This is a genomic window from Kribbella pittospori (assembly GCF_004331465.1).
GTDB classification, from domain to species: domain Bacteria; phylum Actinomycetota; class Actinomycetes; order Propionibacteriales; family Kribbellaceae; genus Kribbella; species Kribbella pittospori.
The window spans coordinates 1358644-1383526 of record NZ_SJKB01000001.1 but is presented as its reverse complement, the minus strand read 5'-3'; the positions used below and the strand labels follow the sequence as shown (position 1 = coordinate 1383526).

Below are 24883 nucleotides of genomic sequence, written 5' to 3'. Positions count from 1 at the left end.
CGCCTTGCTTGGCGTGGTCGGTCGATGTGGCGGCACGGTCCGTAGTCCTACGTTGAGCCGAACGAACGGCACAAGGGGGCTGGAATGAACAGGTTCGGGACTGTGGTGATCGGCGGCGGACAGGCCGGTCTGGTGATGGGCTACCACCTGAAGCGGCGGGGTGAGGACTTCGTGATCCTCGAAGGACATCCGCGGATCGGTGACTCGTGGCGACGACGGTACGACTCGCTGCGGCTGTTCAGTCCGCCGCGGTACGCGAGTCTGCCGGGTCTGCCGATCCCGGTGGACGACTGCCCGACACGGGACGAGATGGGCGACTACCTCGAGCAGTACGCCGCCCACTTCGAGCTGCCCGTGCGGGCCGGCGTACGAGTGACACGGGTGTCGCGCGACGCCGAGGGCTTCCGGGTGGAGACCGACGAGGGTGAGTACCTGGCCGACCAGGTGATCGTGGCCGGCGGATCGCACGCGGTGCCACAGCGACCGGCGTTCGCGAGTGAACTCGACCCGGCGATCCGGCAACTGCACTCGCTCGAGTACCGCAACCCGGAACAGCTTGCCGACGGCACCGTTCTGGTGGTCGGCGCGGCGAACTCCGGCACCGACATCGCGTTGGAGGCCGTCAAGACCCACCGCACGCTGCTCGCCGGGCGGCATCCGGGTCAGGTCCCGGTCGACATCGACTCGGGTCGCGGCCGGATGATGCTGCCGATCGTGATGTTCGTGTTCCGGCACGTCCTTACCCGTCGTACGCCGATGGGCCGCAAGGCGCTGGCCGAGCGGGAAGGCCACGGGGTCACGCTGGTCCGCAACAAGCTCGCGGATCTCGACGCAGCCGGCGTGGTCGCGACCAGCCGGATCGAGAGCGTGCGGGACGGGCAGCCGGTGACCGCCGAGGGCGACATACTGCCCGATGTCGGGACGGTGGTGTGGTGCACCGGTTCGGGTCCGGACCACAGCTTCCTCGACCTGCCCGTCTTCGAAGGTGGCCGGGTGCGGCACGAGCGTGGCGTCGCGACCGGTGAGCCCGGCCTGATGTTCCTCGGGCTCGAGTTCCAGTTCGCTGTTGCGTCAGGGACCATCCAGGGGCTGGACCGGGATGCCCGGTATCTGCTACGGCAGCTGCGTCAAAACACCGTTCGGAGTGCCAGTCGGCCCGTTACCGTGGACAGGCGGTAGCATCGCGGGCTGAAATGGGTGAGTGGACGGGTGCCGGGTTCCCCTCGCAACCCCGGAGCGAGGGCGTGGGTGAGTCAGTGACAGTGGCTGGTGGCGAGGGCGGGCCGACCGCCCTCCGGATCATGCTGGGCGGACAGCTGCGGCGGATGCGGGAGTCCGCCGGGATCAGTCGCGCCGATGCGGGCTGGCAGATCCGTGCCTCGGAGTCCAAGGTCAGCCGGATGGAACTCGGGCGCGTCGGGTTCAAGGAGCGCGACGTCAACGACCTGCTCGGGCTCTACGGGCTGGACGACGAGGACGAACGCAAGCGGCTGATGGAGCTGGCCCGGGCCGCGAACAACCCCGGCTGGTGGTCCCGGTACGGCGACGTGATGCCGAGCTGGTTCAACAACTACGTCGGCCTCGAGGTCGCGGCGACACTGATCCGGACCTACGAGGTGATGTTCGTCCCAGGGTTGCTGCAGACCGAGGAGTACGCCCGGGCCGTCGTCCAGCTGGGCAAGTCGTTCCTGCCCGGCGACGAGGTCGAGCAGCGGGTCTCGCTGCGGGTGACCCGGCAGCAGATCCTGACCCGGTTGAATCCGGCCCGGCTGTGGGTGGTCATCGACGAGTCGGTCCTGCACCGGCCGGTCGGCGGCGAGGCGATCCTGCGGTCTCAGATCGAGCACCTGATCATGTGGGCGCAGCAGCCCAACATCACCTTGCAGATCATGCCGTTCAGCAGTGTCGGGTATCCAGGCACCGGCGGCGCATTCAGCCTGCTGCGGTTCCCCGACGGTGACCTGCCGGACATCGTCTACATCGAGCACGCGGCCAGCGCGCTCTACCTGGACAAGCTCGAAGAGGTCGACGAGTACGTCGCGATCATGGAGGCACTCACGATCGCGGCAGCGCCGGTCTCGGCGACCGAGGGCCTCCTGAAGGAAGCCCTCGCCCGCCTCTGACCCACCCACCCCCACCCCACCCTCCCGATCCAATCCCGACTTTGGGCACGGTTCGACCAGTTGGCGGGACCGGATCTGGTTGGTGGGTGCACAAGGTGCTGGGTGGTTCAGGCGATTGTGAGGTCGACCTTGATGTTGCCGCGAGTGGCGTTGGAGTACGGACACACCTCGTGCGCCTTGGCGACCAGCTCCTCGGCGACGGCGCGGTCGACGCCGGGCAGGCTCACCTCGAGCTCCACCTCCAGGCCGTAGCCTGCGCCGCCGTTGATCGGGCCGATGCCGACCGCGGCCGTGACGGTCGAGCCGTCGGCGTCCTGGCGGGCCTTGCGCGCGACCAGCTTCAGCGCGCTGTGGAAGCACGCCGCGAAGCCGGCCGCGAACAGCTGCTCCGGGTTGGTTCCGTTGCCGTTGCCACCCATCTCGGCCGGCGGTGCGACGACGACGTCGAGCTTGCCGTCGTTGGTGGCCACCTTGCCGTCCCGGCCGCCCTGGGCGGTCGCGCGGGCGGTGTACACAACCTTCTCGACTGCGATGGTCATATGTCGTTCTCCTGGTTCGTTCAGCGAGTGGGGTCGAGCACGAGCTTGCCGACGGTGCGGCGGGCTCGCATGTCTTCATGGGCGGTTGCGACGTCGGACAGCGCGTAGTCCCCGCCGACGATCGCGGTGAGCTTGCCGCTGACGGTGAGTTCGAACAGCTCGGCCAGCGGACCGCTGACAGTGGCGGGATCACGGAGGCAGTCGACCAGCCAGAAACCGGCGATGGTCTTCGAGCCCTTCATCAGCCGGCCCGGGTCGATCGCCGCAGCGGCCTGCCGGGACGCGGCACCGAAGGTCACCAGCCGGCCGAACGGCGCCAGCGCCGCGAACGACTCGTCGAACGTCGGCCCGCCGACCATCTCCAGCACGATGTCGACCGGCTTGCCGCCGTTCGCCTCGATGATCCGGTCCTTCAGGCCTTCCGGCGTACCGTCGATGGCGACGTCCGCACCGAGCTCGATGGTCTGGTTGCGCTTCTCCTCCGAGGACGCGGTCGCGATCACTCGGCCGGCGCCCCACAGCTTCGCGAGCTGCACGGCCAACGAGCCGACACCGCCGGCACCGGCGTGCACCAGCACGGATTCGCCGGGTGCCATGTGGCTCATGGTCTTGAGCAGATGCCAGGCCGTGGTCCCCTGGACCACGAGTGCGAGCGCCGCTCCGTCAGAGACCTCTTCGGGTACGTCGAACGCCACCGCGGCCTGGGCGACCGCCTTCTCGGCGTATCCGCCGGAGCCGACCAGCGCGACCACCCGGCGGCCGTCCGGAGTGTGTCCGACCACCTCACCACCCGGGGTCAGCGGCAGCTGCGCCTTGGACAGGTAGCTGTTCTCGACCTGATGTGTGTCCGCGTAGTTGATCCCCGCGCGGTCCACCGTGATCAGGAGCTGTCCGTCGCCGGCCACCGGCTCCGCGACGTCGCTGACCTTCAGCACCTCAGGTCCGCCGAACTCGGCGATCTGTACCGCTCGCACGTTCTCCCTGCCTTCCGTTGTCCGTTCGATACACCGTACTATACACTGTACGTTAGCTGCTTCCAAGGAGGGATCGAGATGGGCCGGACACCGCGCAACACGCTCAGCTCCGAGCTGATCGTCCGGACCGCACTCGAGCTGATGGAGTCCAAGGGCACCGACGCGTTCAGCTTGCGCGGCGTGGCCGCCGAGCTCGGGGTCGGCCCGATGGCGCTCTACACCTACTTCCGCAACAAGGACGACCTGTACGACGCTGTCCGCGACCACCTGATGGGTCTGCTGCCCGCCGTACCGCAGGACGTGTCGTGGCCGGACCAGGTCCGGGCGGTGTGCCGGGGGTTGCGGCTGCTGATGCTCCAGCATCCTTGCCTGGCGCAACTACTCGCGAGCCGGCCGCTGGCGGGGCACGAGACGGCCCGGGTGGCCGAGGGTCTGCTCGGCGTACTGCGCGCCGCCGGGTTCGATCCGGAGACGGCCGCGCGGACCCACACCACGCTGTTCACGTACGTGCTAGGGGCAACGTCCTGGGAGATCCAGATGGCCGCCGAGCGCCGTGATCCGGAGGCCTGGCGGCGACTGCGGACGACGATGGAGTCGTTGTCGGCGCGGGACTTCCCGACGGTCGTCGAATTGGCGCCGGAGCTGGCCCGGACGACGGGTGGCGACGAGCAGTTCGACTACGGGCTCGATCTGTTGCTGGAGGGTCTGCGGGTCAGAACACCATCGTGACGATGGCGAGGATGCCGATGCAGACGATCAGCACCCGCAGCGCGATCGGCGGCAGCTTGCGGCCGTAGCGGGCGCCGAGGAAGCCTCCGATCGTCGAGCCGACCGCGATCAGACCGGCGGCCAGCCAATCGACGTCGGCGACGAAGATGAACAGCACCGCGGCCACCGTGTTGACGACCGTGGCGAGGACGTTCTTCAGGCCGTTCATTCGCTGCAGGTTCGAGTCCAGGCCGAGGCCGAGGATCGCCATCAGCAGTACACCTTGCGCGGCACCGAAGTACCCGCCGTAGATGCCGGTGGCAAAGACCGCGGGGATCACCCACCAGGCCCCGCGATGGGCGTGCGACGGCACGCTGATCCACTTCGACAACCAGGGCTGGAAGGCAACCAGCAGACAGCCCAGCAGGATCAGCACCGGGACGACGGCATGGAACGCGGAGTCGGGCAAGGTGAGCAGTAGCACTCCCCCGACAACGCCGCCGAGCAACGACGCTGGGATCAGCCGGATCATCCGGCCGCGTTGGCCTTCCAGCTCACGGCGGTAGCCGATCGCACCGGCCGCCGTACCGGGAGACAGACCGACGCTGTTGCTGACGTTGGCCAGCACTGGCGGAATTCCCACGGCCAGCAGGGCGGGAAACGTCAGCAGCGTGCCCGACCCCACCACAGCGTTGATCGTGCCCGCGCCCATCCCCGCCACCAAGACGAACAGCGCCTCGAACCATGTCATCGCTGCCAGACTTTACGCATCTGACCGGAGGTCGCGCTCATCGGTCCGTCCGTTGAGCAGTCAGGCTTCGATCGTTCCAGCGACAAGACGAAGACAGGGCCTCCCCGGACGTACCGGGAAGGCCCTGTCGACGGTTGTTGCTCAGCGATCCTGCGGCGGCTCGGCAGCCGGGGGCTCCGAGTTCGGCGACACCGGCGGCGTCGTCGGCAGGGTCGTGGGCGGGGTCTGCTGGGTGCGGCTGCTGACCGCCGCGTTCTGCGCGGCGGCGATCGCCTCCGCGACGGCGTTGTCGGCCTCGGCCACCGCGGCGTCCGGGGCGAGCGCAGGGACGCCCTCGATCTCCGGTGCGTGGCCGTTGTCGAGCTCCGGCGCCTGCCAGGACCCCTCGGCCTTCTGCGTGATGCCGGCCACCTGGCCGACCGCACTGCCGAGACCCTTGAGCGCGTCGCCGATCTCGCTCGGCACGATCCACAGCTTGTTCGCGTCGCCCTGGGCGATCGACGGCAGCATCTGCAGGTACTGGTACGCGAGCAAACCCTGGTCCGGCTTGCCGGCGTGGATCGCGTTGAACACCGTGGTGATGGCTTGCGCCTCACCTTGTGCCTTCAGGATCCGGGCCTCCCGCTCGGCCTGCGCGCGCAGGATCCGGGACTCCCGGTCACCCTGGGCGGTGAGGATCGCGGACTGCTTCTGGCCCTCGGCGGACAGAACCGCCGACTGCCGCATACCCTCGGCGGTCAGGATCGCGGCGCGCTTGTCGCGGTCCGCGCGCATCTGCTTCTCCATCGAGTCCTGGATCGACGGCGGCGGGTCGATCGAGCGGAGCTCGACCCGGTTGACCCGGATGCCCCACTTGCCGGTCGCCTCGTCCAGCACGTAGCGGAGCTTCTCGTTGATCTCCTCGCGGCTGGTCAGCGTCTGCTCCAGGTCCATGCCACCGATGATGTTTCGCAGCGTCGTCATGGTCAGCTGCTCGATCGCCTGGATGTAGTTCGAGATCTCGTACGTCGCCCGGACCGGGTCGTTCACCTGGAAGTAGATGACGGAGTCGATCGACACCATCAGGTTGTCCTCGGTGATGACCCCTTGGGGCGGGAACGCGACCACCTGTTCGCGCATGTCGATGGTGTAGCGAACCTTGTCGACGAACGGCGTCAACAGGTTCAGTCCCGGCTGCAAACCGGTCTTGAACTTGCCGAATCGCTCGACGATCCCGACGGTCTGCTGCTGCACCACCCGGACGGACTTGACCAATGTGACGATCACCAGCAAGGCGACCACCGCAAGCACTATGAGGAACGCGGTCACTAGACCCTCCACTCGACAGAACCCTCAGGACGGACAGTCTTTCCTATCGACGGGCCACCCGGCGTTCCGGTTCCCGGCGAGTCGGGCGCCTGATCCATCAGGGATCGCTGCCGTCCCTCGATTCCGACAGTACTGCGCGCAGGGGCCGACTCAACCGGCCCACCGCGTCGGTTGTGTGTCAGCCGCCCTCTCAGTTCTGGGGCGGGTCGGTCGGGTTCGGGTTCGGCGTCGACTCCGGGTTGTTCAGCTGGTGGTGCAGCGGGTCGCCGACCGGGTAGACGACAGCGGTCGCGCCGTCGATCGCCATCACCTCGACCCGGGTGCCCGGCTCGATCGTCGACACCTCGTCGTACGGGCGGGCGGTCCAGAGCTCACCGTTCAGCCGGATCGAGCCGCCGCCGTCGGGGTGGATCTCCTTGACCACGGTCCCGGTGCGGCCGATGACATGGGCCGAACCGGTCTTCAGCTCGCCGCCGTGGTGCATCTTGCGCACGAGCAGCGGACGGATCGCGGCCAGCATCGCGCCGGCCGTGATGAGGCCGACGACGATCTGCAGCCAGAGCAGTCCTGGGAGGAAGGCCGCCACCCCGGCGGCCGTGAGCGCACCGGCGGCCAGCATGAGCAGGGTGAAGTCGAGCGAAGCGAGCTCGGCCAGACCGAGGACGGCGGCGATCGTCAGCCAAGCCGCCCACACGTTGTCCCGCAGCCAATCCATCATCTGCCAAGCCTATCCACGTTCCGGTCCCCACACAGGCTCTTGGACGTGCCTGCCCGGTCACAGGATCCGTACGAAGTGGCTCAGAGTGCGCGGGCGGTGTATCTGCCGTCCTCGTGGTTGAGGGAGAGGGCGAGGTCGAAGGTGTCGCTCAGGGTCTGCGAGGTGAGGGCCTCGGCGATCGGGCCGGCGGAGACGATCCGGCCCTGCTTGAGCAGGAGCGCGTGGGTGAAGCCGGGCGGGATCTCCTCGACGTGGTGGGTGACCAGGACCATCGCCGGGGCACCGACCGCGGTCGCGATCGAGCTGAGTGAGCGCACCAGCTGCTCACGACCGGTCAGGTCGAGACCGGCGGCCGGCTCGTCCATCAGCATCAGCTCGGGGTCGGTCATCAGCGCGCGAGCGATCTGCACCCGCTTCCGCTCGCCCTCCGACAACGTGCCGAACGTTCGCTCGCTCAGATGTGCGATCCCGAGCTCGCTGAGCAACTCCTTGGCCCGCTGGTGGTCCAGCTCGTCGTACTCCTCCCGCCAACGACCAAGGACGGCGTACGACGCGGAGACGACGACATCCGCGACCCGCTCACCCCTGGGGAGGCGGTCGGCCAATGCGGCACTGGTGAGTCCGATCCGCGGCCGCAGTTCGAAGACGTCGATCGCACCGAGCACCTCACCGAGCAGTCCGGCAACGCCTGCGGTCGGGTGGATCTGGGCGGCGAGGATCTGCAGCAGGGTGGTCTTGCCGGCACCGTTCGGTCCGATCACCACCCAGCGGTCGGCCTCGTCGACGGTCCAGTCGATCCCGTCGAGCAGAAGCGCGTCACCGCGGACGATCGACACCCCGGCCAGCTCCACCACTGCAGTCATGCCCAAAACCTACGGGGTGGCTCCGCGTGCCCGGAACCCACCCTGGACCTGCCTGGCCGGAGTCGTCCGGCCGGTGTGGTGGTGGGAGACTGTCGGGCGTGCTGACCACCTCCGCCTCGGTCCGGTTCACCGTCTGGACGAACTCGATGCTGACCGGTGCCTGCGACCCCGACACCGCCGCACAGAAGATCCTCGGCGACGACGTCGGGCACCACGTCGCGGGCCTGGCCGGACATCCGGAGCCAGCCACTCTCCCGGTCGCGCTGAACCTCTTGCGTGCCGCCGGAGCGACGCAGGCCCACCTCGCCCTACCGGTGCCGGGTGACCCGATCGGACTCGCCGGACCGCCGTCGTTCAACGAGGCCGCCCTGGAAACGGGTGAGGCCGTCGTACTGTCGGGCGCTGAGATCGGACTGGTTCCGGCGTACGTCGGTCCGGCCGTGCAGTGGAGTGTGATGCCGGCGACCAGTCCGCTGCCGGCCGACATCGGCGAGGCGGACCGTGGTCTGCGACTGGCCTTGATCGAGGCCGCGGACTCGCTGGCTGCGCTCGACGTCGCGCGCTGGAAGCCCGAGGTCGCGGACGCGCTGATCGACATCCGCAAGATCGGCAGCGGCCGGAACGACGACCTTGCCCCGGGCTACCAACCTCGCGCGGTGAAGGCGGCGGCGACCGCCCGGCGGTGCTTGGCCATCGCGGACGCGGCGCTTGAGGATGACGGCGCGGCAGTGACCGGTGCGGAGGCAGATGCACGCCGCCGGGCGCTGCTCGACCTCGCCGCCGCGGCCCGGCGCGCGCTGGTCGCGGCCTGCGCGCCTCCTGTTCACGCCTGAGATATGGACCGGACAGCAGACCGACAGGTGATTTGGGTAGCGTCGGTACTGCGATGACAGAAGAGGCTGAGCTCGAGAACCATTCACCCGATCGACCGACCGTGCTGGTCACGCTGACCGGCACCGATCGGCCCGGGCTGACGTCCGCCGTCCTCTCGACGATTGCGACCCGTGGCCTCGAGGTGATCGACGCCGAACAGGTCGTGCTCCGGGGCCGGCTGGTCCTCGGCGTCCTGCTGTCCGCACCGCGTGACCACAAGGACCTGAAAGAGGAACTGAAGGCGCTGGCCGATGTTCTCGACGTGGACATCTCGGTCAAGAAGGGTGTCGGCGACAACGAGCCGCGGCGCAAGGGCCGCAGCCAGGTGACCGTGATCGGGCATCCGCTGTCCGCGGCCGGGCTGGCCGCGATCGCCGGCCGGATCGCCGACACCGGCGCCAACATCGACCGGATCAGCCGGATGGCGCGGTACCCGGTGACCGCGATGGAGATCGCCGTGTCCGGTGCCGACCCGGACACGCTGCGTACCGTGCTCGCGCTGGAGGGTGTCCGGCAGGGCCTCGATGTGGCAGTGCAGGACGGTGGGCTGTACCGCCGGGCCAAGCGGCTGATCGTGATGGACGTCGACTCGACGCTGATCCAGGGCGAGGTCATCGAGATGCTCGCCGGGCACGCGGGCCGGCTGGAGGAGGTCGCGGCCGTCACCGAGCAGGCGATGCGCGGCGAGCTCGACTTCGCCGAGTCGCTGCGGCACCGGGTCTCCAAGCTCGAGGGTCTCCCCGTGTCGGCGCTCGACGAGGTGTACGACGCGATCCAACTGGCACCGGGCGCGCGGACGCTGGTGCGGACGCTCAAGCGGCTCGGGTACAAGTTCGCGATCGTCAGCGGTGGGTTCACCCAGATCACCGGCAAGCTGGCTGCGGAGCTCGGCATCGACTACGCGCAGGCGAATGAGCTGGAGATCGTCGACGGCAAGCTGACCGGCCGGGTGATCGGCGCGATCGTCGACCGGGCCGGTAAGGCGACCGCGCTGCGGCGGTTCGCAGCACAGTCGGGTACGCCGCTGTCCCAGACGGTCGCGATCGGTGACGGCGCCAACGACCTCGACATGCTCGCGGCGGCCGGGCTCGGTGTCGCGTTCAACGCCAAACCGGTCGTCCGCGCGGCCGCCGACACGCACCTGAGCGTGCCGTACCTGGACACGATCCTGTACCTGCTCGGCATCAGCCGCGAGGAAGTGGAAGCCGCGGACGCGGACAACCCGGCCTGAGATTCCCGGGGACCCGCGGTTGCGGGAAGATCGCGACATGGAGCTCTCCAGCCGGCCCGCGACACCCGACGACGCTGGCGCCATGTATCAGGTGATCGCCGCCGGCGAGCAGGACTGGCACGGTCAGGTCGACGCGATTCCGGACCAGGTCGCGGCGGACCTGCGCCGCCCCGGGCTGAATCCTGAGCGCGACACCCTCGTCGTCCACGCGGAGAACGGCGATCTGGCCGGCTGGGTCTGGCTCCATCTGGGCAAGCGAGCCCAGGTCGCCGTCCACCCGTCCTACCGCGGGCTTGGGATCGGGACGATGCTGCTCGACTGGATCGAGGCACGGTCCCATGAGGCCGGGAGCGACTGGGTCGCCCAGACCGTGGACGACGCGGACAAGGCCGGCACGGACCTGCTCCGATCCCGTGGGTACGAGGTGCTCGCGACGAACTGGCTGCTCGTGCGCTCGATCGACGTACCCGCGGCTCGCGAACTGTCGGCTGGGATCCGGCTCGGTGCGTATGACCCCGCGCGGGCGCACGAGGTGCATGAGCTGGTCGAGGATGCGTTCTCCGCCTTCCAGTCACGCCGGAAGTCCTTCGAGGAGTGGGGCCAGCTGACCGTCGAGCGGCCCAGCTTCCTGCCTGAGGTGTCGACCCTGGCGTACGCCGGGGACGAGTTGGTCGGTGCGGTGCTCGCGCTCGACCTCCCGGACAGCGGCGAGGGGTACGTCGAGCAGCTCGCAGTAAGGGCCGACCAGCGGAACAAGGGCATCGCCCGCGCGATGCTCGACCAGACCTGCGCCGAGTTCGCCCGGCTCGGACGCGACAGCTGCATCCTCTGGACCCATTCCGGCACCGGCGCCCTGGCCATGTACGAACACCTCGGCATGCACGTCCGCCGCAGTACGACGGTCTATCGCGCATCGGTCTGACCCGGAACCAGGTACCGAATTGACCGATTGGAGACCGGTCCGTCTATTAATTGCGAACGATAGGTAGCGGGAACGTTACACGCTGCCCTCTTCCCCCGGTAACTGTCTGTGCTTAGCATGCAGCCACTGGCGTGTATCAGACGGTGGGGGAAAAATGACACGCAGTAGGCACGCTCCGCGTCTCAGCTCAGGATTCTCTCTCGGCGGACAGCAGGCGGAGGCCGACCCGCTTCTCGAGAAAGCCTTCGGCGAAACCAATCAATACAAGGCTGTCTCGTCCAGAGACGATCATCGGTGCTTCATCATCGGCCGAACGGGTAGTGGCAAGTCGGCGCTCCTGCGGCGATTGGAGTACGAATACCCGGATCACGTCATCCGCATCAACCCGGAAGACCTGTCCCTGACCTATGTCGCCGATCTCCAGTCGGTGCGCTGGCTGAGCGAGCACGAAGTACACCTGGACCCGTTCTTCGTTGCCCTCTGGAAACATGTCCTGCTGGTCGAGATCATCAAGCATCGCTACCAGGTCGACTCATCGGCCGGTAAGCAGAACTTCCTTGCCGTACTGGCCGATAAACTCAAGCGCGACAAAAGCCAGGCGGAAGCCCTGAAGTATCTCGAGGACTTCCAGGGCAAGTTCTGGTGCGAGGCGGACGAACGCGTCCGGCAGATAGCCGATCGCTTCGAGTCGCAGATCAACGGTGCCGGCTCGTTCGACGCCAAACTCGTGAAGGCATCGGCAGGCGGCGGGATCACCGCCTCCCAGGCGAGCAAGATCGAAATCGTCAACCGCTATCAGAGAATCGTCAACGCGACCCAGTTGCCGCGACTCAACCAGATGATCAAGGTACTCGACGAGGACATTCTCGAGTCCCGTCAGAACTTCACCTTCATCATCATTGACGATCTGGACCAGGACTGGGTCGACGACTCGGTCGTCAACGCTCTCATCCGTTGTCTGTTCCGCGCGGTTTCCGACCTGCAGCGCGTGCAGAACCTGAAAGTCCTCGTGGCACTGCGGACGAACATCTTCGAGGCCCTCGACTTCGGCCGGCGGACCGGCGGACAGGAGGAGAAGTTCCGCGCCTTGTCGATGCGATTGCGGTGGTCGTCGGCCGACCTCGAGGCCATGTTGGACGAACGTGTCCGGGCAGCCGCGGCCCCGCGCGGCCTGGAAGTGGCGACGGTTCGTCACCTGCTGCCGTCGACGACCAGGACGCGCGGCGACCCACTGGCTTTCATTCTCCGCCGCACGCTGATGAGACCTCGGGACGCCATCGCGTATCTCAATGAATGTCTCGAGGGGACGGAGGACAACCCCAGAATCACCTGGGAACGGATCAGAGCGGCCGAATCCCCGTACTCACACGACCGAAGACTCGCGCTCCGCGATGAATGGAAGCCGACCTATCCGGGAATCGACGATGTGCTTTCCACTTTCGAAGGAAGGCCGTACAAGTTGTCCCGAGTTCAAATGTCCGCGGCCTTGGACGACATCGCGACGCTGGCCGCGGACCACGCATTCGTAGGGACCAGTTGGCTCTGCCGGCTGACCGCCGAGATCTGGAATCCCGAGCAGAGCGTCTGGACCGACAAGTACAAGGACGTCATCGAGCTCCTGTTCGACATCGGCTTCCTCGGATGCCTCGTGACAGGTGGTCGTCCGGTCTTCAGCTACGACGACCCGGACTATCTCGATCGACCGTCGAAACTCGCTCGTACCACCTACTTCGTCGTCCATCCGGCCTTCCGGGATGCGCTGGACATGACGACTCTTGCCGGTCACCGCCGGCGCTTGTAGTACGCCTGACTCCGGCTCGTCGAGCTGGACGGCCCTGGTCCCCGGCCGACATCGCTGCCCGGATTGCGGCTCGGGAGGGGGTGAGCACCTATCCTTCGGCTATGTCTGATCTGCAGGGTGGACCGGGGGCTCTGTTCGCCATCGGTGGCGCCGAGGACAAGCTGAAGAAGCGCACGGTGCTGCAGGAGTTCGTCGAGTCGGCCGGTGGATCCAAGGCCCGGATCGTGGTCGTACCGACCGCGTCCGCGCTCGGGCCGGACGTCGTCGACGTGTACCACGCACTGTTCGCCGCCCTCGGCGCGGCGAGCGTCGTCGGTGTTCGCCCGGAGAACCGCGAGGACGCCGACGATCCGGCCTTCCTCGAGCCGCTGGAGGACGCGACCGGCATCTTCATGACCGGCGGCAACCAGCTGAAGCTCGCCGGTGTCGTCACCGGTACGGCGTTCGGCCGCGCGGTCACCGCTGCTCACGCCCGCGGTGCCACGGTCGGCGGTACGTCGGCCGGCGCGAGCATCCTGGCCGAGCACATGATCGCGTTCGGCCGCTCGGGCGCGACCCCGCGGCAGCGGATGAGCCAGCTGTCCGGCGGTCTCGGCCTGGTCCAGGGCGCGATCGTCGACCAGCACTTCGCCCAGCGGAACCGGTACGGCCGGCTGCTGTCGCTGGTCGCCCAGTCCCCCGGTCTGCTCGGCATCGGCGTCGACGAGGACACGGCCGCCGTTGTCCGCGGTACTCACTTGGAGGTCGTCGGCCGTGGCGCGGTGACGATCTTCGACGGCAGCCGGATCGCCTCGAACGCCCACTACGCCAAGCGATCCGAGCCGATTCTGGCGTCCGGCGTCGTACTGCATGTGTTGCCTGCGACCGCGACGTTCGACCTGGAGGCGCGGGTGCTGCTGTCGTACGGCCCGCAGCCGCCGGCCGAGGAGATCGCTGAGCTCGAGGCCGCCGAGGCGGACCTGCAGAAGCTGGCGAGGGAGATCGCCGCCGAGGGCGTATCACCCAAGTACTACGCGGATCGCAAGCGGCGAGCGGGACGCCGGACCGCGCAGGCGGAGTCGTCCAAACGGGCGGCCGGGAGATCTTCGGCGGCCGGGGAGTCCAGACCGGAGGCGACCGAGCCGTTCACGGCCGGCGCCCACCTCGACGACCCCGACCGCACGCCGCCATCAGAGTAGGACCGAATGACTGACACTGCCGCAACGCAGGGCGCGCCCAGCCCGGACCTGAAGATCATCGAGACCCGCGTGTACCGCGGGCCGAACGTCTGGAGCTACGACCCGGCCATCCACCTGGTCGTGGACCTGGGCTCGCTGGAGAACTTCCCCTCGAACACCATCCCCGGCTTGACCGAGAAGCTGCTGGAGTACCTGCCCCGGCTCGACCAGCACCACTGCTCGCGCGGCCGCCGCGGCGGTTTCATCGAGCGGCTGCACGAGGGCACCTGGCTGGGCCACATCGCCGAGCACGTGTCGCTGCAGCTCCAGCAGGAGGCCGGCCACGACATGCGGCGCGGCAAGACCCGACAGGTCAAGGGCTTCCCGGGCCGCTACAACATCACCTACGCGTACGCCGACGAGGCGGTCGGACTGGCCGCCGGTGAACTCGCCGTCCGGTTCGTGAACAACCTCGTGCAGCCGGCGTCGGACTTCGACTTCACCACCGAGCTGGAGAAGTTCATCAAGCAGGCCGAGCGGACCGCGTTCGGCCCGTCGACGCAGGCGATCGTGGACGAGGCGGTGTCCCGAGACATCCCGTGGATCCGGCTGAACAAGGCCAGCCTGGTCCAGCTCGGCCAGGGCGTACATGCCAAGCGGATCCGGGCGACGATGACCTCGGAGACCGGGTCCATCGCGGTCGACATCGCCAGCGACAAGGACCTGACCACTCGACTGCTCGCCTCGGCCGGTCTGCCGGTGCCGCGGTCGGAGTCGGTCCGCACGGTCGACGAGGCGGTGACGGTCGCGCACAAGATCGGGTACCCGGTCGTCTGCAAGCCGCTGGACGGCAACCACGGTCGCGGCGTCTGCCTGAACCTGCAGGACGCGGACGAACTGCGGGAGGCGTTCCCGATCGCGGCCGAGCAGTCCCGCCGCGGCTGGGTGATCGTGGAGAACTTCGTCACCGGCAAGGACTACCGCTGCCTGATCATCAACGGCCGGATGGAGGCGATCGCCGAACGCGTGCCCGCGCACGTGGTCGGCGACGGCATCCACACCGTCGCGGAGCTGGTCGACATCACCAACGCCGACCCGCGGCGCGGGGTCGGGCACGAGAAGATCCTGACCCGGATCACCGTGAACGCGGCGGCGCGTGAACTCGTCCGGAGCCAGGGTTTCGAGCTGGACGACGTACCGCCCGAAGACGAGATGGTGAAGCTCACGCTGACCGGCAACATGTCCACCGGCGGGATCTCGATCGACCGGACCTTCGAGGCGCACCCGGAGAACGTCGAGATCGCCGAGGAGGCGGCCCGGATGATCGGGCTCGACATCGCCGGCATCGACTTCATCTGCCCCGACATCACCCAGCCGGTGCGCGAGACCGGCGGGGCGATCTGCGAGGTGAACGCGGCGCCCGGGTTCCGGATGCACACCAACCCGACGATCGGCGAACCGCAGTACATCGCCAAGCCGGTCGTCGACATGCTGTTCCCGCCCGGCGCGACCAGCCGGATCCCGATCGTCGCGGTGACCGGGACGAACGGCAAGACCACCACCGCACGGATGATCAGCCACGTCTTCAAGGGAATGGGCCGCAAGGTCGGGATGACGTCGACCGATGGCATCGTGATCGACGAGCGGCTGGTGATCCGTTCCGACGCGTCCGGGCCGAAGTCCGCCCGGATGGTGCTGCAGAATCCTCGGGTCGACTTCGCAGTGTTCGAGGTGGCGCGCGGCGGGATCCTGCGCGAGGGGCTCGGGTACGAGCGCAATGACGTCGCCGTCGTACTCAACATCCAGCCGGACCACCTGGGGATGCGTGGTGTCGACACGCTTGAGCAGCTTGCGGACGTGAAGGCTGTCCTCGTGGAGGCCGTGCCGCGGACCGGGTACGCCGTACTGAACGCCGACGACCCGTTGGTGCGGAAGATGCGGCGGAAGTGTTCCGGGCAGGTGGTGTGGTTCAGCATGGCCGAGCCGGGCAGCGAGGTGCGCGACTACATCGAGGGGCATTGCCGCCGGGGTGGCCGGGCGGTCGTGCTGGAGCGGTCCGAGTTGGGCGACATGATCGTGGTCAAACACGGCCGGCGGTCGATGCAGCTGGCGTGGACACACTTGCTCCCGGCAACGTTCGGCGGGCGGGCGATGATGAACGTGCAGAACGCGATGGCCGCTGCGGCTGCGGCGTTCGCGGCCGGGGCGCCGCTGCACGACATCCGGCAGGGTCTGCGCACGTTCAACACGTCGTACTATCTGTCCCCCGGGCGGCTGAACGAGATCGACGTCGACGGGCGCACAGTGATCGTCGACTACTGCCACAACGCACCCGCGATGCGGATGCTCGGCGACTTCGTCGACCGGCTCGGCGAAAGCCTGAACGCGTCGTCCGAGCTCGGCCGTCCGTCGCGGATCGGTGTGGTCGCGACCGCGGGCGACCGGCGCGACGACGACATCCGCGAGCTGGGTGAGGTCGCGGCGCAGCACTTCGACGTGGTGATCGTCCGCGAGGATGCACGGCTGCGGGGTCGCAAGCGCGGCGAGTCCGCCGCGCTGGTCGAGGCCGGCGTACGGCGGGCGATGGAGAACGGCGCGCGCTGCCGGCAGATCGACATCGTGCTGGACGAACTCGCCGCGATCCGGCACGCGCTGAGCCGATCCAACCCCGGCGATCTCGTCGTCCTGTGCGTGGATCAGCATCAGACCGTGCTGGCCGAGCTCGAGTCCGTCTCGCACCTGGCCCAGGCCGGTGCGCGGTCGGGCGACGAGGGCGGCGACCCCGACTTCGTGCAGCCGGATGAGGAGACCGAGGCTGGGATGGAGTGAGGCCGACCGTTCTGGCGTACTACTTCCCGGTTTGGCATCGGGATCCCCGCAACGTCGCGTGGTTCGGTGACGGGTGGACCGAGTGGGAGTTGCTGAAGGCGGCTCGGCCTCGGTTCGAGAGCCATCGGCAGCCGCAGGTGCCGATGCTGGGGTATCGGGATGAGAGCGGTATTTCTCGCGGCCGAACTATCTGACGGTCGACGGCCGGCCGTGGTTCACGGTGTACGACCTGGCGAACTTCATCGACGGGCTCGGTGGGGTCGGGGCGGCGCGGGACGCGATCGACTGGTTTCGGGCGCGGGTGCTGGCTGCTGGGTTTCCGGGGCTGCATCTGGATGCGGTGTTGTGGAGCTCCGCGGTGATTCCGACGTCGGCCGAGTCGCCGCTGGTGGTCGATTGGGTGCGCGCGCTCGGGTTCGACTCGGGTACGTCGTACGTCTGGGTGCATCACCACGACGTCGGCGGATCTTCCTTTCCTGAGGCGTCAGTGGCTGAGCTGCGGGAGTCGGCGTTCGCGGAGTACGAGCGGTACGCGAGTTCGTCGAGCGGTGGAAGCCGCGGTTTCCGGTGATCACCGTGAACGCTTGGAACGAGTGGACCGAGGGGTCGTACTTGTTGCCGGACACAACCCATCGGCTCGGGAACGTCGAGGCGATGCGCGACGTCCTCGGAACTCACTGAGTGTGGCGGTCGTTGGCTGTCCGTGAAGATGAAGTTGCTGGCGGCCACTATGGCTGTCGCCCTCCCCGTGCTGCTGTCCTCCTGCGGATCGCCCGCTCCCGTCCAGGAGGCGGCGGCGGTGAGTACGCCGAGTGTGCTGGTCGAGGACGCCTGGGTGCGTGCGACCACGGGCGCCAAGGACACCACGATGACGGCCGCCTTCATGTCGCTGACCAACCCAGGCAACACCGACATCAAGTTGACCTCGGCAACTTCTCCAGTTGCCGGCGTGGTCCAACTGCATGAGATTGCGTCGAAGGACGGCAAGATGATCATGCAGGAGAAGCCCGGCGGCATCACCGTTCCCGCCACCTCCCACACCCACCTCTCCCCCGGCGGCGACCACATCATGTTGATGGGCCTCAAACAACCCCTCAAACCCGGCGACGAGGTCCCCCTCACCCTCACCTTCTCCGACAACACCACCCACGACCTCACAGTCCCCGTAAAACCCTTTACCGAAGAACAAGAGCACTACCACCCGGCAACCAAGTGAGCGGCAGACCTTCACGACGACAGCTGTTCGGGTACGCCGGCGCGACCGCGGCGGGTGCGGCTGTGGCTGGTGGTGTGGTTGCTTTGGGCAAGGACAGTGGAACTGAGGTTGTTGGTCGTGGGGTCGGGCCGTATGGGGAGCATCAGCCGGGGATCGCGGCTGCTTCTCCTCGGCATGCTGAGTTGGTGGCGTTCAACCTGCGACCGGGTGTGGACAAGGCGGGGCTCGGGCGGTTGATGCGGTTGTGGACCGGGGACATCGTTGCTTTGGCCAATGGACGGGCTGCACCTGGTGACACCGCGCCGGAGTTGGCGATCGGGAACGTCGCGTTGACGACGACGGTCGGGTTCGGGCCGCGGGTGTTCGAGTTGACGGGTGAGAGGCCGCCCGGGCTGGACGATCTGCCGGTGATGAGGCACGACCGGCTCGACCCGGCGTGGTCGGGCGGCGATCTGCTGATCATGGTCGGCGCCGACGACCCGGTCAGCGTCGTACACGCCGTGCGTCGCTTAGTCGCGGACGCACAACCGTTCGCCACCCCCGCCTGGCGCCAGACCGGCTTCTGGAACGGCACCGGATCCGACGGCCAACTCGTCACCGGCCGGAACCTCTTCGGTCAGGTCGACGGCACCGGCAATCCAACCGTCGGTACGCCGGAGTTCGACACCACCGTGTGGTCGTCGGACGGCCCAGACTGGTTCCGCGGTGGTACGACGCTCGTCGTACGCCGGATCCGGCTGAACCTCGACACCTGGGACGAGCTGACCCGCTCGGAGCAGGAACGCGCCATCGGTCGCAAGCTCTCCACCGGCGCACCGCTGACCGGCGCGGCCGAGCACGACGAACTCGATCTCGAAGCCCGGGACGCCGACGGCCGCCTGGTGATCGCGGAGAACGCGCACGCCCGTCTCTCCCACCACTCCGAGAACGACGGCCGCCGGATCTTCCGCAAGGGCCTCAACTACGTCCAGGACACCGGCCCAACCCGTGAATCCGGGCTGATCTTCCTCAGCCACCAGGCCGACATCGCCGCCCAATTCCTCCCACTCCTCGCCCGCCTCGACGCGGCCGACGCCCTCAACGAGTGGACCACCACCATCGGCTCGGCCGTCTTCGCCCTCCCACCCGGCTTCCAGCCCGGCACCTGGCTCGCCCAGAACCTCCTCACCTGACCTGTCACCCTGCAACGCTGGCGACGGCGTTCAGAGGAGGTGAGGAAAGGATGCCGATGAGAGTTGAGCCGAATGACGACTTCGATGCTTTTGTGCGGGCGCGGTGGACAGCCACCGCGCGACTGGCGTACGCGCTGACGCTGGACCACCAGCAGGCCGAGGATCTCGCCCAGGAGGCGTTCACCAAGCTGTGGTTCCACTGGCGCAAGGTGAGCGGTGGGAACCCCGAGGCTTACCTGCGGAAGATCGTCACCACCACGTTCCTGTCCGGCCGGCGCCGGCGCTGGATCGGCGAGCGGCCTACGGAGACGCCACCTGACACCGCGGTCGGCGCGGACACGGCCCAGGTGGACGAGCGGCTCGCGCTGCGCGCCGCGATGGCCCGGCTGAGCCCGCGGCAACGTGCCGCCGTCTACCTGCGGTACGCCGAGGACCTGTCCGAGCGCTCCGTCGCCGACCTCCTCGGCTGCTCGGTCGGCGCAGTGAAACAGCACACCCGGCGCGGCCTGGACGCGCTCCGCACCGACATCCATTTCGCGACATCTGACGCACTGGCCGACCTGGCCGGAAGGGGGATCGCATGACCGACGACCTGACCACGAAGCTCGCCGTACTGACCGACGACCGACCCGAGCCGGCAGACCCGGCGGCCCCGATCCGGCTCCGCATCAAGCGCCGCCGTCGTCGCCGTCGCGGGGCAGCCGCCGTCCTGACTGTGGCCGGCGTGACAGCCGCCGCCCTCGCCGCCGGCCCTCTGCTGAACTCGATGCGGCCGACCGAACCTGCCGTCGCCGGTTTCGGTGCTCCGTCGCCGGCCTCGGTCCAGCCCAGCACGGTCCAGCCGAGTACGCCGCTGTTGCCAAGCACGATCACCAGCCCGACAGCCCCAGTCGGCGACCACAAGAAGATCCTGCCGGCGCCGTGGTCGGCGGAGCGGTTCACCAAGATGCCGGACGCGAACGCCTACCGGCCGCACGCGTACTACGTCGCCAAGGGCACCATCCCGACCGAGTCGTGGGCGGTCCTGGTCTACTCCCGCGAAGGGTGCCTGGTCACCGACGAGGGGCCGGCGGTCAGCTTCGGCCGCCCGCTGATCTGCTTCGACCCGCCGCAGAACGGCACGCACTGGGTGGTTCAGGGCCACAGCAAGGAGAAGAACAGTCAGAAGATCGACGCCACGCTGGTGATGGGCTCAGCACCTATCGGCGCCCGGAAGGTGCGGATCGTTGCCGGCGGCCAGACCTACACGACCAACGCCGTCGCCACCCCGGCCACCGACACCCTCCGGTTCTTCGCGATCGTCATCCCCCACCGCGACCTCAAAATCACCTCAGTCCAACCCCTGAACGCCACCGGTCACCCGATCAGCTGACGGCACGTGGGGAGGAGCCAACACACTCTCCTCCCCACCCAGTCAGCCAACCCGCGCAGAAGCTCAGGAGGCTGGTTCTTGGCGGCGGGCGAGGAGGCGGCGACGGGGTTCGTCCCGGTCGATCCAGTCGAGGTCGTCGGACAGGACGGCGTCGTTGGACCTGTCGGCGTACGGGTCCGGTGGTGGCGGAGGCGGCGGCAGGGCGCGGAGCTTGAGGACCACCATCGGGATCGCCAGGAGTACGGCGAGCACCAGCCAAACGCCGTACTCGCGCAGGATCGGTTCGCAGGACTGGAAGAACGCGTCGGTGGCGGCGTCCGCGGTGTCGTTGGCGGACTGTGCGGCCGGTGCCCGATCGACGACCCGGATCGCGTTCACGATGCCGAACGAGGCCAGGTAGAAGCCGGCCAACGGCACCCAGAAGTACGCCGATCGCCAGCCGCGCCGCCAGCAGGCGACGTACAGAACAAGGGCCAGCCCGACCGCCACGAGCAGGCCGTTCAGTTGCCAGAGCCAGCGCCACTCGTCCAACTGGTTCGCCGGCCGCAACGCGTACCACGCGATCGGCAGGGCGAGAGCGAAGGCGGCAATCACCGAACTCCTGGTGCCCAGGGCACCGAACAGCCCGCCGACAGCGGTTGCCACCAGCAACGTGGTCAACTGCGACCGATCCGACCAGTCGTTGCCCGTCAGCCACCACATGCCGGCGCCGACAGCCACCACCAGCGGCACGGTGATGCGCACCCGCGTGACCAGCAACCCGGCCAGCACTCCACCGGCGAACCCGCCCAGCACCAGCAGGTCCACCCGCGGCGGCACGAACATCGTCGTACCCTCCGGCAGACCCTTCAGGTACGTCGCGGAGAAGCCGGCCACGAACCAGGCGACCACGGCTGCCGGGATCGACCACAGGTAGCGCATGACACCCCGTTCCCGCCCCAACCGCGGCGGAGGGGCTAGCGCTGGGCTCTCTCGACCTTGGCTCTCAAGGTCTCCGGTGTGTCGACGGTAGCCCCCTCGGACCGCAACCAGGCGTCAAGACTCGCCCGATCCTGCAGAGACATCACCGCGACCACATCCCCGGTCTCCGCCTCGGCGACCAGCGCCTGCGCCGCTGCCAGCTCGGTCGGGTACGCCGGTACGTCGTCCACGCCGACCGACGCGGTGCCCTCGCGGAACACCGCCTCCAGCTCCTCCGGCGGCCGTCCGCGGAGGTAGTCGGTCTTGTGCCCGATCATCACCCGGTCCGCCCCTCGGGCCCCGATGGCGCCGAGAGCGGCGACCATGTCGTCGGCCCGGTCCCCCGGCGAACCAAGCGCCAGCAGCAGCCGTCCGCCCGGCCGACGGACGCCGTTCATGATCTCGAGCAGCGCCTCCAGGCCGGCCTCGTTGTGGGCGAGGTCGATCACGACGGTGAAGTCGCGCAGCGAGTACATGTTCATCCGGCCGGGATTGTTCTCGTTGGGCGCGAACGTGCTCAGCCCTTCGATCACGGCGGCCCGCGGCAGCCCGAGGCCGAACGCCGCCGAGGCCGCGGCCAGCGCGTTCTCGACGTTGTAATGCGACAGGCCGGACAACGTCATCGGTACGTCGACGACCTTCAGCAACGGCTCCGGATCGGCCGCCTGGTCGAGCACGGTGATGAACCCGTCCAGTACGGTCGTCGCCCGGCCGCCCTCGTCGAGCACGGTCCGGATCGACGGCGAGTCGGGGTCGCGGGAGAACACCCAGCACTTGGCGGGCGAGCCGAGCCGCATCGCGAAGGTCCGCGGGTCGTCGCCGTTCACCACACACCAGCCGCGGGGCTTGGTGATCTGGGTGATGACCGCCTTCACCTCGGCCAACTGGTCGACCGTGTCGATCCCGCCCAGGCCGAGATGATCCGCAGTCACGTTGGTGACGACCGAGACGTCGTTCGAGGCCACGCCGACCCCGCGGCGCAGGATTCCGCCACGGGCCGTCTCGGTGACCGCGAGCTGGATACCCGGCTGGGACAACACCTGTCCGGCGCCGCTCGGCCCGGAGAAGTCGCCGTACTTCACCAGCTTGCCGTCGAAGTAGACGCCGTCGGTGCTGGACCAGCCGACGTGCAGACCGGCCGCGCGGCCGATGTGCGCGATCATCCGCGAGGTCGTGGTCTTCCCGTTCGTCCCGGTGACTGCGACCACCGGCACCTTGGGCCGGATCGTCGGCGGCGGGTTGCCGGGCGGCTCGTTGCGGACCCGGTCGCCGACCGTCGCGATCAGCTCGGTCAGATCGTCGGCGCCGAACGCGTCCAGCACCTCGACGATCGCGGCCCCGAGCGCCCGCGCCCGCTCCTCATGTGCCCACGGGAACGCCACGACCAGCCGGCGTACGTCGGACTCCGCGCGGACCCGGACGCCGATCCGGCCGATCCCGGCCTCCCGCGCGATCCGTCGTACGACGTGCCCCGCGATGCGAATCGCGAACCGCTGCCGGAACCCGGACCCGATCCGCCCGGGCCGGGTGGTACCCAGCCCGATGGCCTGCCCATACGCCTTCGCCGCCGGCGCGGGTGCGTCGACCAACGCGGAGACGTCAAGCGTCAGCTTGATCGCGGCACGACTGAAATAGAGGTTGGCGCCGTCGAGAACGCGGAGCTCAACGAGCGAGGTGGCCACTACGCTCCCATCGCGTGGTAGCCGCCGTCGACGTGGATGATCTCGCCGGTGGTCGAGGGGAAGAAGTCACTCAGCAGGGCGACGATGGTCCGCCCGGTCGGCTCCAGATCGGTCGGGTCCCAGCCCAGCGGCGCGCGGTCCAGCCACGGCCCCTCGAACTTCTCGAAGCCCGGGATCGCCTTCGCGGCCAGCGTCTTCAGCGGACCGGCCGAGACCAGATTGCAGCGAATTCCCTGAGCACCGAGGTCGCGGGCCAGGTACCGGCTCGTCGACTCCAGGGCGGCCTTGGCCACACCCATCCAGTCGTACCCGGGCCAGGCGACGGTCGCGTCAAAAGTCATCCCAACCACGCTGCCGCCACGGCTCATCAGCGGCGCGCACGTGACGGCGAGCGCCTTCAGCGAGTACGCCGAGACGTGCACCGCCTGAGACACGTCATCCCACGGACCGTCCAGGAACTTCCCGCCGAGAATCGTCTCCGGGTTGCCGTAGGCGATGGAGTGCACCACGCCGTCCAGACCGTCGACATGCTCGCGTACGGCGTCCGGCAGTGCGGCTAAATGCTCGGCGTTCGTCACGTCCAGCTCGAGGACCGGCGGCTCCTGCGGCAGGCGTTTCGCGATCCGTTTGGTGATGCTGAGCGCCCGGCCGAAGTTGGAGATCAGCACGGTGGCGCCTTGCTCCTGCGCCACCTTCGCGGTCGCGAAACCGATCGACGAGTCGAGCGTGACGCCCGCGACCAGGATGCGTTTGCCGTCGAGGATGCCCACCGGCATGCCCTTTCTCGAAAATGAACGTTAGTTGCCCATGCCGATGCCGCCGTCGACCGGGATCACCGCACCGGTGATGTAGCCGGCCTCGGGCGAGGCGAGCCAGCGGACCGCGTTCGCGATCTCCTCGGTCAGGCCGAAGCGGCCGAGCGGGATCTGGCTCAGGTACTGCTTCTGGGTCTCCTCCGGCAGGACCGCGGTCATGTCGGTCTCGACGAAGCCGGGAGCGACGACGTTCGCGGTGATGCCGCGGCTGCCGAGCTCGCGGGCGATCGAGCGGGACATGCCGATCAGGCCGGACTTGCTGGCGGCGTAGTTCACCTGGCCGGGCGAGCCGAGCATGCCGACGACCGAGGAGATGAACACGATCCGGCCCTTGCGCAGCCGCAGCATGCCCTTGGCCGCGCGGCGGGCGACCCGGAACGCGCCGGTGAGGTTGGTCTGGATGACGGTGTCCCAGTCGTCGTCGGACATCCGCAGCAGCAACGTGTCGCGGGTGACGCCGGCGTTGGCCACCAGCACCTCGACCGGACCGTGCGCCTCCTGGATCGCGTCGAACGCCGCGTCCACCTGCTCCTGGTCAGTGATGTCGCACTTGACGCCGAGGAAGCCCTCCGGCGGCGCGCTGGTGTTGTACGTGACGGCGACCTGGTCGCCGGCCTCCCGGAACGCGGTAGCGATCGCCAGCCCGATCCCCCGGCTGCCACCGGTCACCAACACAGACCTGCTCACAAGCCCTCCTCACTCGTCACCAGTCGCACGAAACCCGTCACCAGTCGCACGAACGCTATCGCGGCCCACCACCACCCTCGCCCGAGGGGTTATCCCCTCGAACGAGGGGTTCTCCGTCCGTAGACCAAGGGAGAACCCGTCACCCGAGCGGATATCCCCTCGTGTGGTTGGGAGGCGGGGTG

26 protein-coding genes are annotated in these 24883 nt (G+C 68.4%); 16 read left to right on the top strand and 10 right to left on the bottom strand.

Annotated features, from left to right (window positions below):
• Nucleotides 1-84: 84 nt before the first annotated feature.
• Nucleotides 85-1179 (top strand): flavin-containing monooxygenase, encoded by a 1095-nt coding sequence (locus E0H73_RS06325; protein WP_131352428.1) that lies wholly within the window; start codon nt 85-87, stop codon nt 1177-1179.
• A 122-nt stretch (nt 1180-1301) separates the two neighbouring features.
• Nucleotides 1302-2123 carry a helix-turn-helix domain-containing protein gene (locus tag E0H73_RS06320; RefSeq protein WP_131352567.1) on the top strand — a complete coding sequence of 274 codons (822 nt, stop codon included), beginning with the start codon at nt 1302-1304 and terminating at the stop codon, nt 2121-2123.
• Between the two features lie 107 nt (nt 2124-2230).
• On the opposite strand, the gene E0H73_RS06315 is transcribed toward E0H73_RS06320, so the two are convergent.
• Together E0H73_RS06315 and E0H73_RS06310 are read right to left on the bottom strand one after the other, a co-directional pair.
• Complete coding sequence (locus tag E0H73_RS06315; RefSeq protein WP_131352427.1) at nt 2231-2662, bottom strand: organic hydroperoxide resistance protein; 432 nt, start codon at nt 2660-2662, stop codon at nt 2231-2233.
• Nucleotides 2663-2682: 20 nt separating this feature from the next.
• Entirely contained in the window at nt 2683-3636 is a 954-nt protein-coding gene (locus E0H73_RS06310) for a quinone oxidoreductase family protein (protein WP_131352426.1), read from the bottom strand.
• 78 nt (nt 3637-3714) lie between these two features.
• Between E0H73_RS06310 and E0H73_RS06305 the strand changes: the two genes are divergently transcribed.
• Nucleotides 3715-4365, top strand: a complete 651-nt coding sequence (locus tag E0H73_RS06305) for a TetR/AcrR family transcriptional regulator (protein WP_131352425.1) — start codon at nt 3715-3717, stop codon at nt 4363-4365.
• On the opposite strand, the gene E0H73_RS06300 is transcribed toward E0H73_RS06305, so the two are convergent.
• From E0H73_RS06300 to E0H73_RS06285, 4 genes are all read right to left on the bottom strand, one after another.
• Entirely contained in the window at nt 4349-5095 is a 747-nt protein-coding gene (locus E0H73_RS06300) for a sulfite exporter TauE/SafE family protein (RefSeq protein ID WP_131352423.1), read from the bottom strand. The two genes, E0H73_RS06305 and E0H73_RS06300, sit on opposite strands and share 17 nt — an antisense overlap.
• A 141-nt stretch (nt 5096-5236) precedes the next feature.
• A complete protein-coding gene (locus tag E0H73_RS06295) occupies nt 5237-6403 on the bottom strand; it encodes an SPFH domain-containing protein (RefSeq protein ID WP_238163857.1) in 1167 nt (388 codons plus the stop codon).
• 190 nt (nt 6404-6593) lie between these two features.
• Nucleotides 6594-7121: an NfeD family protein gene (locus E0H73_RS06290; protein WP_131352421.1), complete on the bottom strand. Its 528-nt coding sequence runs from the start codon at nt 7119-7121 to the stop codon at nt 6594-6596.
• Nucleotides 7122-7201: 80 nt separating this feature from the next.
• Nucleotides 7202-7984 carry an ABC transporter ATP-binding protein gene (locus E0H73_RS06285; protein ID WP_131352419.1) on the bottom strand — a complete coding sequence of 261 codons (783 nt, stop codon included), beginning with the start codon at nt 7982-7984 and terminating at the stop codon, nt 7202-7204.
• A gap of 98 nt (nt 7985-8082) precedes the next feature.
• Between E0H73_RS06285 and E0H73_RS06280 the strand changes: the two genes are divergently transcribed.
• The 13 genes from E0H73_RS06280 (at nt 8083) to E0H73_RS06220 (ending at nt 20557) form a co-directional block, all read left to right on the top strand.
• Nucleotides 8083-8817 carry a hypothetical protein gene (locus E0H73_RS06280; RefSeq protein ID WP_131352417.1) on the top strand — a complete coding sequence of 245 codons (735 nt, stop codon included), beginning with the start codon at nt 8083-8085 and terminating at the stop codon, nt 8815-8817.
• Nucleotides 8818-8870: 53 nt separating this feature from the next.
• Complete coding sequence (gene serB, locus E0H73_RS06275) at nt 8871-10088, top strand: phosphoserine phosphatase SerB (RefSeq protein WP_131352415.1); 1218 nt, start codon at nt 8871-8873, stop codon at nt 10086-10088.
• A gap of 37 nt (nt 10089-10125) precedes the next feature.
• Complete coding sequence (locus E0H73_RS06270) at nt 10126-11010, top strand: GNAT family N-acetyltransferase (protein ID WP_131352413.1); 885 nt, start codon at nt 10126-10128, stop codon at nt 11008-11010.
• 154 nt (nt 11011-11164) lie between these two features.
• A complete protein-coding gene (locus E0H73_RS06265; RefSeq protein WP_131352410.1) occupies nt 11165-12811 on the top strand; it encodes a P-loop ATPase, Sll1717 family in 1647 nt (548 codons plus the stop codon).
• 101 nt (nt 12812-12912) lie between these two features.
• Complete coding sequence (locus tag E0H73_RS06260) at nt 12913-13989, top strand: cyanophycinase (RefSeq protein WP_131352409.1); 1077 nt, start codon at nt 12913-12915, stop codon at nt 13987-13989.
• Between the two features lie 6 nt (nt 13990-13995).
• Nucleotides 13996-16797: a cyanophycin synthetase gene (gene cphA, locus E0H73_RS06255; protein ID WP_131352407.1), complete on the top strand. Its 2802-nt coding sequence runs from the start codon at nt 13996-13998 to the stop codon at nt 16795-16797.
• On the top strand, nt 16794-16991 hold the full coding sequence (locus tag E0H73_RS06250; RefSeq protein ID WP_131352405.1) for a glycoside hydrolase family 99-like domain-containing protein: 198 nt from the start codon (nt 16794-16796) through the stop codon (nt 16989-16991). Before cphA ends, E0H73_RS06250 begins: the two co-directional genes overlap by 4 nt.
• Before the next feature lie 26 nt (nt 16992-17017).
• Complete coding sequence (locus E0H73_RS06245; RefSeq protein ID WP_131352403.1) at nt 17018-17368, top strand: hypothetical protein; 351 nt, start codon at nt 17018-17020, stop codon at nt 17366-17368.
• 5 nt (nt 17369-17373) lie between these two features.
• Entirely contained in the window at nt 17374-17478 is a 105-nt protein-coding gene (locus E0H73_RS06240; RefSeq protein ID WP_165555503.1) for a glycoside hydrolase family 99-like domain-containing protein, read from the top strand.
• A gap of 28 nt (nt 17479-17506) precedes the next feature.
• Nucleotides 17507-18013 (top strand): copper chaperone PCu(A)C, encoded by a 507-nt coding sequence (locus tag E0H73_RS06235; protein ID WP_238163837.1) that lies wholly within the window; start codon nt 17507-17509, stop codon nt 18011-18013.
• Nucleotides 18010-19185 (top strand): Dyp-type peroxidase, encoded by a 1176-nt coding sequence (locus E0H73_RS06230; protein ID WP_131352399.1) that lies wholly within the window; start codon nt 18010-18012, stop codon nt 19183-19185. The genes E0H73_RS06235 and E0H73_RS06230 overlap by 4 nt, the downstream gene beginning before the upstream one ends.
• Before the next feature lie 56 nt (nt 19186-19241).
• Nucleotides 19242-19769 (top strand): SigE family RNA polymerase sigma factor, encoded by a 528-nt coding sequence (locus E0H73_RS06225; protein WP_131352397.1) that lies wholly within the window; start codon nt 19242-19244, stop codon nt 19767-19769.
• Complete coding sequence (locus tag E0H73_RS06220; protein WP_131352395.1) at nt 19766-20557, top strand: hypothetical protein; 792 nt, start codon at nt 19766-19768, stop codon at nt 20555-20557. Before E0H73_RS06225 ends, E0H73_RS06220 begins: the two co-directional genes overlap by 4 nt.
• Nucleotides 20558-20620: 63 nt before the next feature.
• Here E0H73_RS06220 and E0H73_RS06215 read toward each other — a convergent pair whose 3' ends face one another.
• From E0H73_RS06215 to fabG, 4 genes are read right to left on the bottom strand one after another with little or no spacing between them, the layout of a single operon-like run.
• The gene (locus tag E0H73_RS06215) at nt 20621-21478 is read right to left on the bottom strand and encodes a hypothetical protein (RefSeq protein ID WP_131352393.1); all 858 of its coding nucleotides are present in this window, start codon (nt 21476-21478) and stop codon (nt 20621-20623) included.
• A 35-nt stretch (nt 21479-21513) separates the two neighbouring features.
• Nucleotides 21514-23199, bottom strand: coding sequence for a Mur ligase family protein (locus E0H73_RS06210; protein ID WP_131352391.1), 1686 nt, complete (start codon nt 23197-23199; stop codon nt 21514-21516).
• The gene (gene fabI, locus E0H73_RS06205; protein ID WP_238163856.1) at nt 23199-23969 is read right to left on the bottom strand and encodes an enoyl-ACP reductase FabI; all 771 of its coding nucleotides are present in this window, start codon (nt 23967-23969) and stop codon (nt 23199-23201) included. Before fabI ends, E0H73_RS06210 begins: the two co-directional genes overlap by 1 nt.
• A gap of 27 nt (nt 23970-23996) precedes the next feature.
• Entirely contained in the window at nt 23997-24701 is a 705-nt protein-coding gene (gene fabG, locus E0H73_RS06200) for a 3-oxoacyl-[acyl-carrier-protein] reductase (RefSeq protein WP_131352384.1), read from the bottom strand.
• Between the last annotated feature and the right edge of the window lie 182 nt (nt 24702-24883).

Bases quoted from the DNA above. Each gene is read 5' to 3' on its own strand.
- E0H73_RS06235 (WP_238163837.1), top strand. From the start codon at position 17,507: ATGAAGTTGCTGGCGGCCACTATGGCTGTCGCCCTCCCCGTGCTGCTG.
- cphA (WP_131352407.1), top strand. From the start codon at position 13,996: ATGACTGACACTGCCGCAACGCAGGGCGCGCCCAGCCCGGACCTGAAG.
- E0H73_RS06325 (WP_131352428.1), top strand. From the start codon at position 85: ATGAACAGGTTCGGGACTGTGGTGATCGGCGGCGGACAGGCCGGTCTG.
- E0H73_RS06225 (WP_131352397.1), top strand. From the start codon at position 19,242: ATGAGAGTTGAGCCGAATGACGACTTCGATGCTTTTGTGCGGGCGCGG.
- E0H73_RS06285 (WP_131352419.1), bottom strand. From the start codon at position 7,984: ATGACTGCAGTGGTGGAGCTGGCCGGGGTGTCGATCGTCCGCGGTGAC.
- E0H73_RS06320 (WP_131352567.1), top strand. From the start codon at position 1,302: ATGCTGGGCGGACAGCTGCGGCGGATGCGGGAGTCCGCCGGGATCAGT.
- serB (WP_131352415.1), top strand. From the start codon at position 8,871: ATGACAGAAGAGGCTGAGCTCGAGAACCATTCACCCGATCGACCGACC.
- E0H73_RS06300 (WP_131352423.1), bottom strand. From the start codon at position 5,095: ATGACATGGTTCGAGGCGCTGTTCGTCTTGGTGGCGGGGATGGGCGCG.
- E0H73_RS06220 (WP_131352395.1), top strand. From the start codon at position 19,766: ATGACCGACGACCTGACCACGAAGCTCGCCGTACTGACCGACGACCGA.
- E0H73_RS06265 (WP_131352410.1), top strand. From the start codon at position 11,165: ATGACACGCAGTAGGCACGCTCCGCGTCTCAGCTCAGGATTCTCTCTC.
- E0H73_RS06215 (WP_131352393.1), bottom strand. From the start codon at position 21,478: ATGCGCTACCTGTGGTCGATCCCGGCAGCCGTGGTCGCCTGGTTCGTG.
- E0H73_RS06290 (WP_131352421.1), bottom strand. From the start codon at position 7,121: ATGATGGATTGGCTGCGGGACAACGTGTGGGCGGCTTGGCTGACGATC.
- E0H73_RS06305 (WP_131352425.1), top strand. From the start codon at position 3,715: ATGGGCCGGACACCGCGCAACACGCTCAGCTCCGAGCTGATCGTCCGG.
- E0H73_RS06260 (WP_131352409.1), top strand. From the start codon at position 12,913: ATGTCTGATCTGCAGGGTGGACCGGGGGCTCTGTTCGCCATCGGTGGC.
- E0H73_RS06270 (WP_131352413.1), top strand. From the start codon at position 10,126: ATGGAGCTCTCCAGCCGGCCCGCGACACCCGACGACGCTGGCGCCATG.
- E0H73_RS06315 (WP_131352427.1), bottom strand. From the start codon at position 2,662: ATGACCATCGCAGTCGAGAAGGTTGTGTACACCGCCCGCGCGACCGCC.